The organism is Pectobacterium sp. PL64 (assembly GCF_022477975.1).
Lineage (GTDB): Bacteria > Pseudomonadota > Gammaproteobacteria > Enterobacterales > Enterobacteriaceae > Pectobacterium > Pectobacterium jejuense.
The window spans coordinates 3,515,583-3,534,131 of the sequence record NZ_CP092070.1; the positions used below are offsets into that span (position 1 = coordinate 3,515,583).

Here is an 18,549-nt window from a genome sequence, read left to right on the forward strand (position 1 = left end):
GACAAGACGATGCAAAAAGTGGTTTTGGCTACCGGAAACCCCGGTAAAGTGCGCGAGCTCGCCAGCTTGCTGGCCGATTTCGGTCTGGATATTGTGGCGCAGACCGAACTGGGCGTGGATTCCGCCGAAGAAACCGGCCTGACCTTCATCGAAAACGCCATCCTGAAAGCACGTCACGCGGCACAAATCACCGGACTGCCGGCGATTGCCGATGATTCCGGGCTGGCTGTCGATGCACTGGGCGGCGCACCGGGCATTTACTCGGCACGCTATGCGGGTGTGGATGCCAGCGACCAGCAAAATCTGGACAAGCTGCTGCTGACACTAAAAGACGCACCGGACGAACAGCGCCGCGCCAGCTTCCACTGCGTGCTGGTGTATCTGCGCCACGCGGAAGACCCGACGCCGATTGTCTGCCACGGTAGCTGGCAGGGTGTGCTGACGCATGAAGCGGCAGGCAGTGGCGGCTTCGGCTATGATCCGATCTTCTTCGTGCCGGAGCTGGGTAAAACAGCGGCGGAACTGACGCGTGAAGAGAAGAATGCACAGTCTCACCGCGGTCAGGCACTTCGCCTGCTGCTGGATGCGCTACGCAATGCTTAAGCTTCCCCCGCTCAGCCTGTACATTCATATTCCGTGGTGCGTACAAAAATGTCCGTACTGCGATTTCAACTCTCACGCGCTGAAAGGTGACGTGCCGCATCAGGAATATGTCGATCACCTGCTGGCGGATCTGGACGCCGATTTGCCGTTAGCGAGCGGTCGTGAACTGCACTCGATCTTTATCGGCGGCGGCACGCCCAGCCTGCTGAGCGCGGAAGCGATGCAGGCACTGCTCGATGGCGTGCGGGCAAGAATTCCGCTAACGCCGGATGCCGAAATTACGATGGAAGCCAATCCCGGTACGGTTGAAGCCGACCGTTTCAGCGGCTATCAGAAAGCTGGTATTAACCGTATCTCCATCGGCGTGCAGAGTTTCGATCCTCAAAAGCTGACGCGCTTAGGTCGTATTCACGGCCCGGACGAGGCCAAGCGCGCCGCGCATCTGGCGACCGGTCTGGGATTACGCAGCTTTAATCTGGACTTGATGCACGGCTTGCCGGATCAATCGCTGGACGAAGCGCTGGACGACCTGCGTCAGGCGATTGCGCTCAATCCGCCGCATTTATCGTGGTATCAGCTGACTATCGAGCCCAATACGCTATTTAGCTCGCGCCCGCCGACGCTGCCGGACGACGACGCGCTGTGGGACATCTACGAGCAGGGCCACGCACTACTGAGCGCCGCCGGCTACCAGCAATATGAAACCTCCGCCTACGCCAAACCAGGCTACCAGTGCCAACACAACCTGAACTACTGGCGCTTCGGTGACTATTTAGGGATTGGCTGCGGCGCACACGGCAAGCTGACTTTCAGCGACGGCCGCATTCTGCGCACGGTCAAAGTCCGCCATCCTCGTGGTTATATGCAAGGCACGTATCTGGATAAACAACACGACGTCGCCAACGACGATCGGCCTTTTGAGTTCTTCATGAACCGCTTTCGCCTGCTGGAAGCCGCCCCGCGCGAGGATTTCACGGCGTACACCGGTCTGGAAGAACACAGCATCCGCCCACAGTTGGATCAGGCGTTGGCACAAGGCTACCTGACGGAAACCGCCACGCACTGGCAAATCACCGAACACGGTAAACTGTTTCTGAATTCCCTGCTGGAGCTGTTTCTGGCGGAAGAAGAGTAATCATTCCGTGGGCATGTTTTCTTTGAGAAACCTGCCCACCGCTTCCCACCCGATCTCTCTTTTTGCAATGCTTACCATGCCTTCATCAGTCGCAGGACATTGTGAGACATCTTGGGTGGCTATGAGCCATTTTCAACGACCATAAGCTGCATTAGTTCAGGCTTGAACTGCCAGTTTTCGCGGATAGAACGCTATTAAATCTGACAGGCTGTAATGAGCTAGGAGCGGACATTAACACCGCGCTTTGCGGAAAATTTGTCCGACAGCAGCGCTTTGTTAAATGCTTGAGATCAGGAATTTGAGATCAAACCCATTAAACTTATGATTTGGCCAGTGCTCTACAATCAATGCTATTGTTTTACCCTCAACTTTCTCAGAATATGAATTACAACCTGAAATAGCATTTTTCATCTCTTCAGATAAAGGCAGGCTTAAGCTTGATATACTCAAAGCTTCTGCCATGGCTTCTAACTTTTCACATGCCTGATAGGTTCTGGAAGCATCATTCACGTTCACTTCAAGCTTCAGTACTTTTGCAACGTCTTCAGAACCTTTAACATAATAAGCGATATTGTCCGGGATAATACCATCGCTAAATTTTTCCATTTGGGATGATGCAAGCCATTCTTCTTCGAAAGATCTATTGTAGAATCCAGTACTCAATCCTTCGTTTACGAGAAATTCTTTGGCTTTATAAGGGCTCCAACCTTGATTTTGTGGCACTTCCTTTGGATTTTTCTCAGAGTATCTCGCTTTAAATATATATTTAAAGGTATCAATCAGATCCGAGTATGATTCTATGTTTGTTTTGGCGACATGAAGTGACCATCGCTCTAGCAGGCTGAGCCGGACATTAAACAATATAAATGCATAGAATTTAGCCAAATATCTATGGAACCGGTTCTTTATTGAAAACCTAAGGCGAACAGAGACCTGCTCATATGTTGAATAAACCAACATAAAGAAAACGAATGGTAAGTAACAGAGAGTCAGCAATGGGGGAACAAAGAAGTCGTATGCAGTTTTTTCTTTCCCAAACTCACCAAAATCGGTCATTAACATGTACAAAGTGTAAATGATTAAGACTACCCCGAATGAAAATAGGAAATATTCTAGAAGAATCTTTACCTGATGATGCTTTCTGTTGGTTTCAGCAATAGCTAGCATAGCTCCCAATAATGCTAAAACAGGGACTAACAGGATTTCGACCCAAAGAGAGAAAGTATATACACCAACGACAAATTGAAGAATCGCTAGTAGTTTCAAGTTATCTAAAACTGAGCGCTTGAAAAAATTCTTATCTTTTTTAATTTTCTCAAGATTAAATAGCGACATAAAACCAACAGAAATGGACCAAAAAACAGTATTTTTTAGCTGTTCAAAATTCCATAATTTCAACTCAGAAAGCCAGTAAATGACAATTGCCATGTAAGCAACCATCAAGCAAAAGACGAACATTATTTGCCTAACAAATAAAGCCGCTAAGACGCCTTTGAAGGCACTTCTGGCCTCCGCCATTTTTGAGGAAGAAAAAATGTAAACCGAAATTGCTAGAAGCCATAACGCAATTGCAATCTCTCGATTATTTAGAATATCCACGAGCTTCCTTGTGCATTTAACGCCTAATTTAGGGGTCGGCGCTGCGTAGCAGCAAAAGCACAGCATAATTATGGGAGACTACAATTACTACTATGCGTTTTTCAAAATAGGAATTATTATTTTCCTAAAACTCATACCGCACAATTCCTCCAGTTTTCCTTCATGGTGAATTTTGCATAATTGAACATATTCATTCGCATCAAAACTACACTTTTCTAATTCGCACTTTACCTTAGTTACAATTTCACTATAAGTTCTAGTTTTTCCTAAACACATAACATTTATTAAGTAAGCATCTCCGTAATATCTGAAAAATCAACTAACAAATCATCATTTAACGTACCTATTTTAAACAACCTACAACCTACTCACGTTTTTTTCAATAGGATACTTTCGCCCCCCCCCTCAGGGCCATTATGAAGCGGGCAGACCATTTCCGGCACTTTCCCTGTCCATATTACCCAAAAAAGACCGTGATGATTTCTGCGCATCTGTATGTGCTATGCATGAGAGTGACTGGCGGACATTTAGAATAAATATTAAAGCCAGCACACCGTTTTAAGCACAAATTCAACATGCATTAGTTAACGGGGGATTAGTCGGTTTCTGACACAAAACCGCTTGTCAGATTAGGTTTAGCTCTGCGCTATAACCGTACCAACTCAGCTCTGGGCTACTACGCATCAGCAGCAACATAATCTCAAACAATATCAGCTGGTTCAGTGCTCTCGAGGATTGAATTTTTACCTGCGGTTATGACACAGTAGAAACCTGTCACGCTCTGTTTATCAACAACCTGCGGGTAACGATGATGAAACGTATAACAACGATCGTAGTAGCGCTGCTGGTCACAGCAACATTGAGCGGCTGTAACACCACGCGTGGCTTTGGCCAGGATGTGCAGAAACTGGGTAGCAAAATCTCCCACGCAGCTAGCTAACCCACCGTCAAATAACAAAAAACCGGCCATACATCAGCCGGTTTTTTCGTTTATGCCGCGCTCCCTACGCTTTCCGCAGCTGGCTCGGTATCCCTCAGAACGCCGACAGCATATCAATATGCGGAATACCGTCTTCGTCATATTCCTCACCGGTCGCCACAAAGCCGAACGCACCGTAGAACGATTGCAGGTGAGCCTGCGCGGACAGGAACAGATGCTTTTGCGGCCAGTGGCGTGCGCAGGCAATCAGCGAGTGTTCCATCAGCAGGTGCCCCAGATGTTGCCCGCGGGCATGCGGCGCGACAATCACGCGCCCAATCGTCACCACATCGTTATTCGGATGGGGCGCGAGCAGCCGGGCGCAGGCGGCCAGCTTGCCGTCACGGTACGCCGTAATATGGCGATTGCCGTCCACCAGATCGCGGCCATCGATATCCAGATAGGGGCAGGTTTGCTCGACCACGAATACCTGATTGCGCAGCGCCAATATGTCATGCAGTGAATACACGTTAAGGTCTGCCACATCCCAGTCATGCCATATCAAACTCATACCTTTCCCCATTACACAATGTGTTCATTACACGATACGTTTATTCTTTACCTGCGCCGACGGAACCATCGCGGCGCTTAGCCAGAATCAGCCATGCCCACAGCAGCGCAATGGCCAGCGCAAACAAGACGCCAAAGCCAATCCCAATGGTTATGACCGACACTCCCAGTTTTACCACCAGAGAATAGAGCCCCAGCATTAACAGCATAGCGCCGTTCTCACCCAAATTTTGTACGGCGATCGCATTACCCGCCCCGACGCTGGCCTTCCCACGTTCCTGCAACAGCGCATTCAGCGGGACGATAAAGAACCCACCGAGCGCCCCCAGCAGAATCAGCAGGGAATAGGCGCTCATGAGGTTATGCTGAAGTGTGAAAATCACCACCACCACGCCGATGAGGAAGCCCGCAGGCAAGCAGCGCCGTACGTTATCGAGCGTCACCAGCTTCGCAGCCGCACCGGCTCCCACCACGATGCCCACGGCGACCATCGCGTTCAGCAGCGTCGGCGTTGCATTGTCGGTGATGCCGAGTGCATGCGGCACCCACAGCACCAGCAGAAAGCGCAGCGTCACGCCCGCGCCCCAGAACATACTGGTGCCGATCAGCGAGAGTCGGGCATCTCCATCGCGCCACAGCACCCGACAGGCGGAAAAGAAGCTGCTCGCCATCTGCACTGGATGCCACGGCTGTCCTGGCCGCGCCGCGTTGAGACGAGGAATCAGCATATTCGCCCCCAGCGCTATGCCGTAAGCCACCGCACAAACCGACAGCGCCCCGTAAATGTTCCAGTCCGCCAGCACGCCGCCTGCGACTGAACCGGTCAGGATCGCCGCAATCGTCGAGGCTTCCATCAGACCATTCGCTTTGACCAACTGGCCGCCACGCGTGATCTCACCCAGAATGCCGTATTTAGCTGGGGAATACGCGGCGGCACCAATCCCCACCAGCGTGTATCCCAGAAACGGATTCCCGCCCACGCAAATCAGCAGCGCGCCCGCCAGCTTCAAGGTATTGGCGAACATCATCACCTGCCCCTTGGAGAAGCTGTCCGCAATTTGCCCGACAAACGGTGCCAGAATGATGTACGCGGCGACAAACCCCATCTGCAAAAACGGCTGACTCCAGTCGGGATACACCAGCTGTTTGATTAGCGCTAACGTGGCAAACAGCAGCGCGTTATCGCCAAACGCAGAGAAAAACTGCGCGATAATCACCGCGCTCATACTGCGCGACAGCAAAGGCGTCGCGGGTTCAGTCTGTTGACTCATTCATTCGGCTCCGACACGTTAGTTGCTGGTTCTTCGGCCATCTGGCGCAGCGTGACAAAGTCAGGCTTGCCGCTGCCGAGTAGTGGTAAGGCTTTTACATAGCGAATATCACGCGGCACCGCCAGTTCCGGTACGCCACTGCTGCGTGCCTGTACAAGCAATGCGTCACGAGTTATCTGGTTGTCCGTCGTAAACAGCACCAGCGCCTCGCCTTTGCTGCTGTCACTTTTCGCACTGGCCGCATGCTGCGCTTCTGGCGATATCTTCACTGCTAGCTGTTCCACGCTTTCCAGCGAGACCATCTCTCCTGCCAGCTTGGCAAAGCGCTTCACGCGGCCAATGATGGTGCAGAAGCCTCTTTCATCCAGCTCGACAATATCGCCCGTGTCATACCAGCCCTGCTGCAACTCGCCCTGCGCGTTTTCTGCCGCAGGCGCTTCGAGCACGCCGGGGTTTTCCACTCGCAGATAGCCCTTCATGATATTCGGCCCACGCAGTTGCAGACGGCCACCGCGTGTGATGCCCGGCACCGTAATCAAACGCGATTCGATTTCCGGCAACAGCTTGCCGACGGAATGGATTTTCGTCGCCATCGGCACGTTGATCGCCACCACCGGCGCGCACTCGGTCACGCCGTACCCTTCCAGAATGCGGATACCAAATTTATCCTGCCAAACCTGACGCGTCGTTTCAGACAGCTTTTCCGCCCCGGCAACCACATAACGCAGACGAGCGAAATCATACGGATGGGCAAAACGCGCATAGTTGCCTAAGAACGTTGACGTCCCAAACAGCACGGTGCAGTTCTGGTCATAAACCAGCTCCGGCACAATGCGATAGTGCAGCGGGCTGGGATAGAGGAACACGCGAGCGCCCGTCATCAGCGGCGTTAACAGCCCCACCGTCAGGCCAAACGCATGGAACAGTGGCAACGCAGACATAAAGCGGTCGCGCGGCGTGAAATCCGCCACCGTGCGAATCTGCTCAACGTTCGCCAGCAGGCTGTCATGGGAATGCACAACACCTTTCGGATTCCCCTCGGAACCGGAGGTAAACAGCACGATAGCCGCATCGTCAGGCTTCTGCGGCAGCATCGCGCGAGCAGGAAACAGCAGATGAAACAGGATCCACAGCTTATCCGTCAGCGTCACGGTGTCTTTCAAATCTTCCAGATAGACCCAGTTGGCCTCGCTAACCTGCTTCGGTAGATCTGTTAACTTGCCCTTTTCAAGAAACTGGCGAGACGTGACGATCGTTTTGATCCCCGCCGCTTTCATCGCGCTTTGTAGTCCTTTCGCGCCAGCAGTGTAGTTCAACATGGCAGGAACGCGGTTACGCAGCGATGCGCCCAGGATGGATGCAGCAGTAATGGTCGCGTTGGGCAACAACATGCCGACATGTTCATCGACGCGGGTGAAGCGCTGCAAAATACGCGACACGCCCAGCGATTTTTTCAGTAAGCCCTGATAGCTGTCTTCATTGAATGAGATATCCGCAATGCTGGGGGAGGAACGCCCGTAACGGGTTCTCGCAGCCAGAAAAGCCTGATACAGCGTGTGCTGCGGGCGCGTATCCATCCGCGCGTTCATCATAATCTGGTGCAAATGCTCACCGGCCAGCGCGCGGCGTTCTCTGGCACTGCTGGCTTCCGGCATCGGCAACGTGGTCGGGGGCAAATAGGTGATCGTAATCTGTGGGAGGCAACGGCGTTTAAAGACGCCCGCCAGCCGACCAAACGGCGTGAACTCTGCGCCATCAATGCGCACGGGGATAATCGTCGCACCCGACTTCGCCGCGACAAACGCCGCACCGCTGTAAATCTTCATCAGCGATCCAGTTACGCTGATGCGCCCTTCCGGGAAAACGACGACGGGCTGGCCGCGCTCGATCACCTTGATCAGCCCCTTGATTGCCAGAGGCTTAGTGGGATCTAACGGCACGAAATCGATATACGGCTTCAGCCAGCGCATAAACCAGCGATCGGAAATGGAGGAGTACACAGCAAAGACAGGCTTTATCGGTAAGAATAACGCCAGCAAAACGCCATCAAGGAACGAGACGTGATTGGGTGTGATGAGCAATTTGGATTGCTGAAACTGGCTGCTGTCGCCCTCGATCCGGATGCGGTACAGACGCTGGAACACCCAACGTAACAGGGTATGAATCATGCCGTCTCCCAATAGACAGATAAATGGATTGATCCTTTGGCCGATCTCTCATGATATCCGTACATAGCGATCGGCGCAGGACAAAGGGTATTATACTATTTCTTTGAATATCATAGCCTGCATGTAAAAAATCATGACAGTAAAGGTTATGGCTAATAATCTGAATAGGGTTAACCCTTCCCGTTTCAATCTTATGCTGGTTATCCCATTCCTCCGTTCCCATCACCGGTTCTTCCGTTTACGACAGCACAAAAAGACGAAAAACAGCACCCATCCTCCATTGACAGAAGCGTCAAACAAAATTAAAACTATACCGTACAGTTTATTTATGAAAAAAACTACCCTCTCATGTCAGGAGAAAAAAAGATGAAAAGTCTATTTCTACTTAGCTGCGTCGCATCAGCATTTATGCTAAGCGGCTGTGTTTCTTTGTTTTAGTTCAAGCATACAAGCGCGTTTATACTACGTGGAGAACGTATGAAAAATCTATTTCTTGCCGGCTGTATCGCTGCGACGTTCCTGTTGAGCGGCTGCCTTTCTATCGGTAGCCACCTCAACTGACCTTTCGCGCTATGGTGCTCCCCGTCATAGCGCGATATTCTTTCCTTTCCCCCAGACTGATCCTTTACCGCATCAACCGCCAACGTTAAATTCAGGCAAAAAAAAACCTACGCATCCGCGTAGGTTGGTGTAATCAAATGGTTTCAATGTACAGAGCACATCGATATATCACCAATCAATACCTCTGGGACTTGTAACTCTAAAGATCGCCGCATCGCTTCACCAGCGATGAATCGAAAGAGTTATTCTATAAGTGCAACCAACTGTAAGATTCTGGTGAATCATGTAAGGCTACCGCCTTTTAGCGCGTTTTCTCGCTTGATAACGACTGGTGATACAGGCGCACGGCTTTGTCTGGATAGTCCAGCCCGTCGCCGATGTAACGCCAACCGTGTTTTTCGTAATAGCCGCTAAACGTGGCGAACAAATAGAGATCGTCAAAGCCCTGACGGCGACAGAAATCCAGTACGTGTTGTTGCAGCGCGATACCCAACCCTTTGTCACGCTGGCTTTCTTCCACGTACAGCGATGCCAGCCAGGGCGTCAGATCCTGTCGGCTGATTAAATCGCAGCGCCATAATCCCACCGTCCCGACTAAGCGCTCGCCCTCCAGCGCGATAAACGTCAGCGGCAGCGCCTCTGGGTTCATGCTATTGCGCACCACGCTGGCAAAGAATTCACGGCTGTTCTGGCTGCCGAACGCCTGCCAAATCCAGTCAATCACCTGTTCCTGATGCTGAGGACGATCCGCCAGATAAACAATTTTCACGCTAGATATGTCCGCCATGATGACTACACCAGTTTCCCCTGGAAGATCGGCACAGAATCAAACAAATAGCCGTCAAACTCTGGCGCATCGGCGTCAGAGATTTCCATCAGCGTATTTTTGACGTTTTCGAGGTGCTGCCACATGGCCTGATAAGATCCAGACACATCGCGACGCCGCAGTGCCGCCAGAATAGCCTGATGATCCGCCAGCCATTTCAGGCGATAGCCCTGCGTCCCGACGTGCGTATAGAGCTGCTGCCAGAGCGCGTTATCGTCACGGCACGCCCAGATATTGCTGACCGTTTCCAGCAGCATCTGGTTTTGCGTCGCACCGGCAATTTGCAGATGGAACAGGCGATCAAAATCGCCACGGTAATCTTTTCCGGCAATCGCGGCCTGCTCTTGTTCCAGCGTCTTACGCAGGTTTTCGATATCCGCACGCGTTGCCATGCGGGCCGCAAACGCCGCAATATTGCTTTCCAGCAGTTGGCGAGCCTGTAGCATTTCAAACGCGCCGATATGGTTTTTGCCCCCGTCTGCCGTGTCGTCTTCATCAGGAATACGCAAGACATAAACCCCGGAGCCCTGACGAATATCGACGGTGCCTTCCAGTTCGAGCATCAGCAGCGCTTCGCGCACTATCGTCCGGCTAACACCATAGGTTTCCGCAATATTTCGTTCAGGAGGAAGGCGCGATCCGACGGGGTAATCCCCTGACTGAATCTTCTGACGCAAATCACAACCGATTTCCTGATATTGCTTCTTCTCTTGCAGAACCACATCCTTCGCCACGCTTTCACCCTACATGCACTGTCGCTCTGAGTGCGGGCGTCAGGCCCGCTCTGATTGTGCCCGTCATACTTCAAGCTGCAACTTGAATGATGACAGGCACGTCTACAGCCGCGTACTGACACAGCGGTAGCGCGCTAGTTTACCAAACTCAGCGCCTGATCCAGTACTTTTGCGCCATTTAATGTGCCGTAGGCGACAGGGTCGATAACCGCGATAGGAATCTGGTAGCCATCCGTCAGCTTTTTATTTTCATTAAGCTTGAAGCGCACCTGCGGCCCCAGCAGAACCGCAATAATGTCGCCGCCAAATTCCTGCAACTCATCACGCAAATTTTGCTCTGGGATCGCGTAGATCTTCAGCTCCATTCCCCGCGTTTCTGCTTCCTTCTCCATCTTGGTGACCACCAGTGAGGTCGACATTCCTGCTGAGCAGGCCAGTACGATTCTTTTCATATTCCATTCCTCATTTTTGGTTATCTGCACCTATTTCTCTTCATCATCCAGCGTCAATTCAAGCCGACGCGTGTCGTGTAGCTGGCGAAACCAGGCGGCGGATTTTTTCGGCCGCCGTTGCCGATCCTGTTCCAGATCGATTTCGATCAATCCGTAGCGGTTTTTAAACGCGTTCATCGGTGAGACGTTGTCGGTAAAGGCCCACAGCATGTAGCCGCGGCAGTTTGCGCCCTCTTCCTTCGCCTTCAGCGTCCAGTACAGATGCTCAGCAATAAACGCGATGCGGTAATCGTCCTGAATCACGCCCGCCTCGTCTTTAAAGCGCGCTTCGTTCTCGATACCGATGCCGTTTTCCGCCACAAACCACGGCGCATTGCCATAGTCGCGCTCTATGCGCTTCGCCATGTCGTAAATGATTTTGGGATTGATCTCCCAGCCACGCGAGGTGTTCATGCGACGCCCCGGCAGCTCAAAATGCTCGTAATAATAGGCCGGATGGAACGGTGTCTCTTTGTTCCACTCACGGCTAGGCGCCTTGACCCGATGCGGGTAATACAGGTTGATCCCCACCTCATCGACCGTATTCTCCCGAATGATCGCCAGCTCTTCTTCCGTGTAATCCCACTTCACCTGATGCTGCGCCAGCAGCGCCACCAGCTCCGCCGGATATTCACCTTTTAACGCCGGATCAAGAAAAACCCGGTTATAGAACAGATCGTAAAGGTGCGCTGCTTTCACATCGTGCGCCGCACGAGATCGCGGATACGTCACTTCGGGATTGAGGATCACACCGATCGAACCGCCATCCCGGTGATAGCCCTGCTGACGAAACCGCTGCACCACTTTTGCCGTCGCCAGATTCTTATGGTGATTCCACTGCATCCACGTGTGCGTGTTCTGCTCATAAGGGTAGCGTAGCGCGTCCAGATAAACGCGCGTCTGCACCACAATCGGCTCATTGAAGGTAAACCAGCGCTTCACTTTCCCGGCATAGCGGGCGAAAACCGCGTCGGCATACAGCACAAACCACTCCACCACCTGCTTGGATGACCAGCCCTGATATTTCTCCAGCAGGCAAGCGGGCAGCTCGTAATGTTCAAGGCAGATCATCGGTTCGATCCCCTGCCGGTGCATTTCATCCAGCAGGTTATCGATATAGGCCGCGTACTCCTCATCGACGATGCCTTTCTCATAGTCCAGCATAAAGCGTGACCAGTTGATCGACGTACGATAGTGCGTCAGCCCTGCCAGCTTCATCAGCGCCACGTCTTCCCGATAGCGATTAAAGAAATCTGTCGCTTTCGCCGGGCCGTAGCCGTTGTGCCAGACCTGGCGATCCTGCTTGTACCAGAGATCCAGATAGGAATCCTGCCCGGCTTTCTTGCCGCTCCATCCTTCCGTTTGCCATGCCGATGCCGCCGCGCCCAGAATAAAATCCGGTGGAATAGTCAGTGCAACCTTACTCATGCGTTACCTCTCCTCTCGTCCGTTTTAGGCTTTTTCCGCTGCGGCCTGCTTTTCTGCTTCCAACTGCGCCAGCTCGGCACGACGGGATGCCACTTTGACAAACGGCAGATAGATCAGCATCGCGACGATGATGCATACGATCTGTGTCGCGACGGCCCCCATCGATCCTGCCGTCGACAGCCAGGCGTTAATGATCGGCGGTGTCGTCCACGGCACCATCACCACGGCTTTGCCCGCAAACCCCATGCTGGTGGCGAAATAGCCAATCGTGCCCGTCACTAACGGTGTGATAATGAAGGGAATAGCAAGAATCGGGTTGAGCATAATCGGCATACCAAAAATCACCGGCTCATTAATATTGAACACGCTGGGGCCGAAAGAAATTTTGGCGATCTCTTTCATCTCTTTGCGCTTGGAAGCAATCATCACCGCCAGCAGCAGGCCAATCGTCAGGCCGGAACCGCCGATGCTCATGTACACATCCCAGAACGGCATGGTGATAATGTTCGGTATCTCATGCCCCTGCTCGAACGCGGTCATGTTGACGGCAATCGCCCCCAGCAGCAGCGGTTCACGAATCGGTTTAATCATCTGGTTGCCGTGAATTCCGATCACCCAGAACAGCTGAGCGACAAACATCAGCACCAGTAAACCAGGCAGGCTTTGCACCACGGATTCCAGCGGCTGCTGCACGACTTTATAAACGGCGTCATACAGGTACATGCCCGTCACGCGGTGAAACACAAACCCAAAGGTGGCGATGGCAACCACCGTGATAATGGAAGGAAACAGCGCAGAAAAAGAGGCCGCGACGTTGGGCGGCACGCTGTCCGGCATTTTAATCTGTAGCCGATCAACATTTTGCAGTTTGGTATACATCTCGACAGACAGGATGGCGATGAACATCCCCAGAAACAGGCTTTTGGTATCCGAGAACTGTTTCGCCAGCACGTCTTTTACCACCATCATCTGCCCGTTGACGGCCATTTCGATCGTGGTTGGCGTGACGGCAATAAAGCAGATCACCGCCAGCAGGCCGGGAAACAGCCCGCGTGAACCGTTAATCTTCCCAAGCTCGATACCAATCAGGAAGACGGCACCGATAGTCAGAAAACTGAGCGTGGCGTAGTTAATGCCGCTCATAATCGGTTTCAGTTCCGCCAGAAACGAAAACATAGAAAAACTGGCCAGACCATTTTTGGGGTCCATCACCATGTTGGAAATCAGAACGGAAAACGCCCCGACGATAATGACAGGCATCAGCGTAATAAAGGATGCCTTAATCGCCATAATGTAACGCAGACTGTTAAATTTATTGGCAAAGGAGCCCAATGAATCAATCAGTTGGTCCTTAAATGACATAACACCACCTCTTTCATCATCATATTGTTATATCGCGTGTGACACGCGGGATGGCCGTTACGCGCAGGGTAAATGCAGGTACCGCGCTTTCGCGTTTGGCATACCAAAAATCAACCATAATGAATTATTTTTCTGTGACATGATTCTCACAAGACGATATTGGAATTCCAATATGATGAAAATGTGATTTTTGGCATACCATAATTTCTCAGCTACATAGATTGTCAGCCACATAAGTTCTCAACCAACTTAGGCTACTTTCCTGACTGTGATAAGGAAACCTACGATGAAAGACACAGAAAACGTTCCTGCATTCGATATGGAACAAACCGTGATGGAACTACTGATTAATGCGGGTGAAGCGCGCTCAAACGCCATGATGGCCATTCAGGCAGCGCGCCAACGGGAGTGGCAACAGGCTGACGATCTGCTCGCGGCGTCACAAGAAGCGGCCCGTGCGGCTCACCGCGTTCAAACACGGCTGATCGGTCTGGACGAAGGGGAAGGCAAGGTGCCCGTCAACCTGATCATGGTACATGCACAGGATCATCTGATGACCGCCATGCTATGCCGGGATTTAGCGGAAGAGATTGTCTTGTTACGCCGTGAAATGGCTGCATCACAAAATTGACAAAAATCTGGTTGAGAAACGAACATCAGGCGTTAAATCCAACAATATGCCTGTGGTAACATGGCGCATGATGTTCGTAACAGGGATGGATAGGCGTTTTTAGCCCGTCATCATACTCAATGAAGGTGCAGCGATGAAAACCATGCTTGAGGTGGCAAGACGTGCAGGAGTGTCTAAAGCGACCGTCTCCAGAGTGCTAAACGGCACAGGTCAGGTCAAACAGGCAACACGCGATGCCGTATTTCAGGCAATGGAGGAGCTAGGCTACCGTCCTAATTTTCTAGCGCGTTCGCTGGCTCGTCGTACTTCAAACAGCATTGGTCTCGTTATTTCCAATTTTGACGGCCCCTACTTTGGCCGCCTGCTGCGCCGTGCAGCGGATATCGCGGAAAGCAACGGTAAGCACCTGATTGTCACCGACGGGCACGATACGCCGGAAGATGAGCATCGCGCAGTGCAGCTTCTGTCTGACAGACAATGCGATGCCATTATCCTCTACACCCGCTATATGTCCGAATCGGACCTCATGACGCTGCTCGACACGCTGACCATTCCAATGATCGTGATGAATCGCGATCTGCCGCAGGCGCGCGAACGCTGTATTTTCTTCCGCCAGCAGCAGGCCGCGTTTGATGTGGTTAATTACCTGATTGAGCAGGGCCACCGTGAGATCGCTTTTATCACCGCTCCGATGAAAACGCCGACGGCACAAGCGCGGCTCGCGGGCTATCAGCAGGCATTAACCGCCCATCAGATCGAGGTTGATCCTCGGCGGGTGGCGCAAGGAACCAGCATGGTCGCCAGCGGGTATCAAGCCGCACGCCAGATTCTGGACAGCGGCGTCAGCTTTAGCGCGCTGTTTGTCAGCAACGATCACATGGCGATTGGCGCAATGAAAGCGCTGTACGAGGCAGGGAAAAAATTGCCTCAGGATGTCTCCGTTTTCGGCTTTGACGACGAACCCTGTGCGACCTATCTGCACCCTTCTCTTTCCACCGTCTACATGCCGATTGAAGAAATGGCCGCCACCGCGATTACGCAAGTGCTGGATCTGATCGCAGGCAAAGACGTCAACCCGCTACAGCCCTTCACTGGCGAACTTAAGCTGCGCGAGTCGGTACAGAAAGGGCCGTACTACGCTAAGTAAAACTCACCGTAAAATTACGCCCCGCGCAAACAGCCTGCACGGGGTTTGCCTCTTTAGCCATGTTCAATCAGCATCACCGCGCTCGTGTCCGCTTCCAGCGCGTCAAACAGGTGCGGGACATCGGCGGAATAGCTGATGTAATCCCCCGCGCTCAATTCAACGGGCTGTGCGACAGGCCCAATTCTGGCGCGACCGCTGCTCAGAATCACGTGTTCGACCGTCCCCGGTTTATGCGGTTGGGAGACTCTGGCTTCTCCCGGCTGCACCTTCAGCCGATAGATATCACGGTGCGCGCCTGCCGGACACGCCGCTAGCAGCGTTGCGGCATAGTTTGCCTGCTCCGAATAGGTTGCTGCGCCTTCATTAGCCCGAATCACCTGTACGTGCTGGCGAGACTGACCAATCAACTGGCTGACCTGCACGTCAAGCGCCATCGCCAGCGCCCAGAGCGTTTCCAGACTTGGATTGCCGATCCCGGTTTCCAGCTGCGAAAGCGTTGATTTTGCCAGCCCTGCGCGCTTTGCCAGCTCGGTGACTGACAGGTTTAACCGCTCACGTTCACGCCGAATAGCAACGGCCAGCCGTGCAATAGGCGTGATTTCCTGCGCGCCATTTTCCTGATTATCTATCGTCATAGCGTTCACCATAATGTCCATTTGTTCGACTTGACGAACAAATGGTTTGTGTTCATTATTTTGTTCTGTTGTTCATTATAAAAAATTTTGTTCGCTATAGCAGCACACTTTTCACACTGACAGGCAGGAAAAAAAGATGACACCCCAGACTCGCGGCACGATAGAAATGACTATCGCGATGATCATTTCCGGTACGGTTGGCTGGTTCGTTTTAACGGCAGGGCAACCTGCGATGACAGCCGTCTTCTGGCGCTGCGCGTTCGGCGCATTGACGATGTTAATCGTCTGCGGGCTATTGGGCTTGCTGCGGCGAGGCATCATTAGCAGAAAGCAGGCGGGCATTGCCATACTCGGCGGCCTGGCGCTGGTGCTCAACTGGACGCTGCTATTTGGCGCCTATGCACACGCCTCTATCGCCGTCGCCACCGTGGTTTATCACACCCAGCCCTTTATGCTAGTGGGGCTAGGCGCGATCTTTTTCAGGGAAGCGCTGACCCTCAACAAAACCAGCTGGTTACTGTGCGCCTTTGGCGGCATCGTCCTGATCGTCAGCGCCCAAACGGGGGCCGACAGCGATGGCAAAGGCTATCTGTCCGGCGTGCTGATGGCATTAGGTGCGGCATTCTTCTACGCCGTAGCAGCTGCGATAACGAAAAAGTTGTCAGGGATCCCGCTGCACCTGCTGGTGTTGATACAGATGCTCGTTGGCGTCGTGGTGCTTGTCCCCTTCGCGGCAATGCCTGCTTCTCCTACGGCTTCACAGTGGGGAATGCTTGTGGCAATTGGCGTGATCCATACCGGGCTGATGTCGACGCTGTTATACAGCGCGATCCAGAAGATCCCGACCGCGCAGGTTGGCGCACTGTCGTTTATCTATCCCGTTGTCGCCGCACTGGTCGATTGGGTAGCCTTTGGGCATCGGCTGGACATGATGCAGCTTGCCGGGGCGGTCGCTATTCTGCTGTCCGCCGCCGGAATGACGTTTGGCTGGCGTATACCCCTCAACAGGAAAAGGGATCGCCTGCGTTAGACTGTACGTTCGGAGGAAAAGCAGAAGGCTTCTCCCCCAATCCAGCCGAATAATCCCGATTAAAGCGCTTCCAGCGCCAGCAGTTCGTCCAGCGTCTGGCGACGGCGAATCAGGCGTGGTTCGCCGTTTTCAAACAGCACTTCCGGCAGCAGCGGACGGCTGTTGTAGTTCGAGGACATGGATGCGCCGTAAGCACCGGTGTCATGGAAGACCAGATAATCGCCAACCTGCGCATCCGGCAGCGCGAACGTTTCCACGCCGCCGCCCGCCTGCTGGGTAAACACGTCGCCGGATTCACACAGCGGCCCGGCAATCACGCTATCGCGCAGCGTGGACTGGCTGATATCGCGGCCATCGCCCGGCAGCAGAGAAACATGGTGATAGCTGCCGTACATCGCCGGACGCATCAGATCGTTAAACCCGGCATCGACCAGCACAAAGTGGCGACTTCCCATGGATTTTATCGCCCGCACTTCCGCCACCAGCACGCCGGATTCGGCGACCAGGAAACGTCCTGGCTCAATTTCCAGCGTCACCGGATGGCCGAGATGCGCGGCAATTTTCTCACGCGCCGCGTTCCACAGCCCGTAATAGTGTTCGGTATCAATCGCTTCTTCGCCGTGGCGATAGGGAATCGACAGCCCGCCGCCCGCTGAAATCGCCTCGATATCCTGACCCAGCTCAACGACCTGACGCACCATCGCCTCGCACACCTGCTCCAGATGGCCGTAATCAACGCCGGAACCAATGTGCATGTGGATTCCCACCAGCTTCAGCTGATAGCGCTGAATGTGCGCCAGCGCCAGCGGCAGATCGCCGTACCAGATCCCGTGCTTGCTGTTCTCGCCGCCGGTGTTGGTTTTCTGGCTGTGACCATGACCAAAGCCCGGATTCACGCGCAGCCACACCGGATGCCCCGGCGACTGCTGCCCCAGCTGTTCCAGCATATCGACCGAGCCGGCGTTCACCGGAATGTTCAGTTCAGAAACGCGTTGCAACGTCGGGCGATCCAGCAGATCGGCAGTAAACACGATCTCATGCGCGTCAGTGCCCGGCACAAATCCTGCAATCAGCGCACGCTCAATCTCCCCCAGCGATACCGAATCCACTTTCACACCCTGCTCACGCATCAGGCGCAAAATGTGCGTGTTGGAACACGCCTTCTGCGCGAAGCGGATTGTGTCGAACTGGCGCAGTTGGGCGATGCGGTTAACGATAGTCTGCGCGTCATAGGCCCAAACCGGGCAACCAAAGCGGGCAGGCAGTTCACGCAGGCTTTGCGCGTTCAGGGCGTGTGTTACGTCATTCAGATCGTGAGGCATAAAAGTTACCGATTGGCAGGGTTAAACGTAGTTAAGAAGCACTATAGAAATACCCCAACAGGTAAACAAATATCGTTTTAAGCAGACTCTATTCATTTCTGATATGGTTTATAAAAT

At 53.0% G+C, this 18,549-nt stretch carries 17 protein-coding genes; 6 read left to right on the forward strand and 11 right to left on the reverse strand.

Annotated features, from left to right (window positions below):
• Positions 1-9 precede the first annotated feature (9 nt).
• Both HP572_RS15765 and hemW read left to right on the forward strand, forming a co-directional pair.
• Positions 10-603, forward strand: coding sequence for an XTP/dITP diphosphatase (locus HP572_RS15765; RefSeq protein ID WP_240583698.1), 594 nt, complete (start codon positions 10-12; stop codon positions 601-603).
• On the forward strand, positions 596-1,738 hold the full coding sequence (hemW, locus tag HP572_RS15770; RefSeq protein WP_240583699.1) for a radical SAM family heme chaperone HemW: 1,143 nt from the start codon (positions 596-598) through the stop codon (positions 1,736-1,738). Before HP572_RS15765 ends, hemW begins: the two co-directional genes overlap by 8 nt.
• A gap of 276 nt (positions 1,739-2,014) precedes the next feature.
• Here the strand turns inward: hemW and HP572_RS15775 are convergent, their stop codons facing one another.
• Positions 2,015-3,337, reverse strand: a complete 1,323-nt coding sequence (locus HP572_RS15775) for a hypothetical protein (protein WP_240583700.1) — start codon at positions 3,335-3,337, stop codon at positions 2,015-2,017.
• Between the two features lie 811 nt (positions 3,338-4,148).
• On the opposite strand from HP572_RS15775, the gene HP572_RS15780 reads away from it, so the two are divergent.
• Positions 4,149-4,277 (forward strand): entericidin A/B family lipoprotein, encoded by a 129-nt coding sequence (locus HP572_RS15780; RefSeq protein ID WP_039347108.1) that lies wholly within the window; start codon positions 4,149-4,151, stop codon positions 4,275-4,277.
• A 94-nt stretch (positions 4,278-4,371) separates the two neighbouring features.
• Here HP572_RS15780 and HP572_RS15785 read toward each other — a convergent pair whose 3' ends face one another.
• The 8 genes from HP572_RS15785 to HP572_RS15820 all read right to left on the reverse strand — a co-directional run bounded on the left by HP572_RS15785 (position 4,372) and on the right by HP572_RS15820 (position 13,667).
• Positions 4,372-4,827 carry a GNAT family N-acetyltransferase gene (locus HP572_RS15785; protein ID WP_240583701.1) on the reverse strand — a complete coding sequence of 152 codons (456 nt, stop codon included), beginning with the start codon at positions 4,825-4,827 and terminating at the stop codon, positions 4,372-4,374.
• Positions 4,828-4,867: 40 nt separating this feature from the next.
• Positions 4,868-6,097 carry a lysophospholipid transporter LplT gene (gene lplT, locus HP572_RS15790; protein WP_040033055.1) on the reverse strand — a complete coding sequence of 410 codons (1,230 nt, stop codon included), beginning with the start codon at positions 6,095-6,097 and terminating at the stop codon, positions 4,868-4,870.
• Positions 6,094-8,265: a bifunctional acyl-ACP--phospholipid O-acyltransferase/long-chain-fatty-acid--ACP ligase gene (aas, locus tag HP572_RS15795; RefSeq protein ID WP_240583702.1), complete on the reverse strand. Its 2,172-nt coding sequence runs from the start codon at positions 8,263-8,265 to the stop codon at positions 6,094-6,096. The genes lplT and aas overlap by 4 nt, the downstream gene beginning before the upstream one ends.
• Positions 8,266-9,127: 862 nt before the next feature.
• The gene (locus HP572_RS15800; RefSeq protein WP_240583703.1) at positions 9,128-9,613 is read right to left on the reverse strand and encodes a GNAT family N-acetyltransferase; all 486 of its coding nucleotides are present in this window, start codon (positions 9,611-9,613) and stop codon (positions 9,128-9,130) included.
• A 5-nt stretch (positions 9,614-9,618) separates the two neighbouring features.
• Positions 9,619-10,386, reverse strand: a complete 768-nt coding sequence (locus tag HP572_RS15805; protein ID WP_010295031.1) for an FCD domain-containing protein — start codon at positions 10,384-10,386, stop codon at positions 9,619-9,621.
• Positions 10,387-10,520: 134 nt separating this feature from the next.
• Positions 10,521-10,838: a PTS sugar transporter subunit IIB gene (locus HP572_RS15810; protein WP_010295033.1), complete on the reverse strand. Its 318-nt coding sequence runs from the start codon at positions 10,836-10,838 to the stop codon at positions 10,521-10,523.
• A 30-nt stretch (positions 10,839-10,868) separates the two neighbouring features.
• Complete coding sequence (locus tag HP572_RS15815) at positions 10,869-12,305, reverse strand: glycoside hydrolase family 1 protein (RefSeq protein WP_240583704.1); 1,437 nt, start codon at positions 12,303-12,305, stop codon at positions 10,869-10,871.
• Between the two features lie 24 nt (positions 12,306-12,329).
• The gene (locus HP572_RS15820; RefSeq protein ID WP_010279159.1) at positions 12,330-13,667 is read right to left on the reverse strand and encodes a PTS sugar transporter subunit IIC; all 1,338 of its coding nucleotides are present in this window, start codon (positions 13,665-13,667) and stop codon (positions 12,330-12,332) included.
• Between the two features lie 286 nt (positions 13,668-13,953).
• Here HP572_RS15820 and HP572_RS15825 point away from each other — a divergent pair, with 286 nt between their 5' ends.
• Both HP572_RS15825 and HP572_RS15830 read left to right on the forward strand, forming a co-directional pair.
• Positions 13,954-14,298 (forward strand): PTS lactose/cellobiose transporter subunit IIA, encoded by a 345-nt coding sequence (locus HP572_RS15825; RefSeq protein ID WP_010279161.1) that lies wholly within the window; start codon positions 13,954-13,956, stop codon positions 14,296-14,298.
• Positions 14,299-14,431: 133 nt separating this feature from the next.
• A complete protein-coding gene (locus tag HP572_RS15830; protein WP_240583705.1) occupies positions 14,432-15,445 on the forward strand; it encodes a LacI family DNA-binding transcriptional regulator in 1,014 nt (337 codons plus the stop codon).
• Between the two features lie 53 nt (positions 15,446-15,498).
• Here HP572_RS15830 and HP572_RS15835 read toward each other — a convergent pair whose 3' ends face one another.
• Positions 15,499-16,092, reverse strand: coding sequence for a helix-turn-helix domain-containing protein (locus tag HP572_RS15835; protein WP_371745281.1), 594 nt, complete (start codon positions 16,090-16,092; stop codon positions 15,499-15,501).
• A gap of 124 nt (positions 16,093-16,216) precedes the next feature.
• Between HP572_RS15835 and HP572_RS15840 the strand changes: the two genes are divergently transcribed.
• Positions 16,217-17,110, forward strand: a complete 894-nt coding sequence (locus HP572_RS15840; RefSeq protein WP_240583707.1) for a DMT family transporter — start codon at positions 16,217-16,219, stop codon at positions 17,108-17,110.
• Positions 17,111-17,169: 59 nt separating this feature from the next.
• On the opposite strand, the gene lysA is transcribed toward HP572_RS15840, so the two are convergent.
• Positions 17,170-18,432, reverse strand: coding sequence for a diaminopimelate decarboxylase (gene lysA, locus HP572_RS15845; RefSeq protein ID WP_226294467.1), 1,263 nt, complete (start codon positions 18,430-18,432; stop codon positions 17,170-17,172).
• Positions 18,433-18,549: the final 117 nt, after the last annotated feature.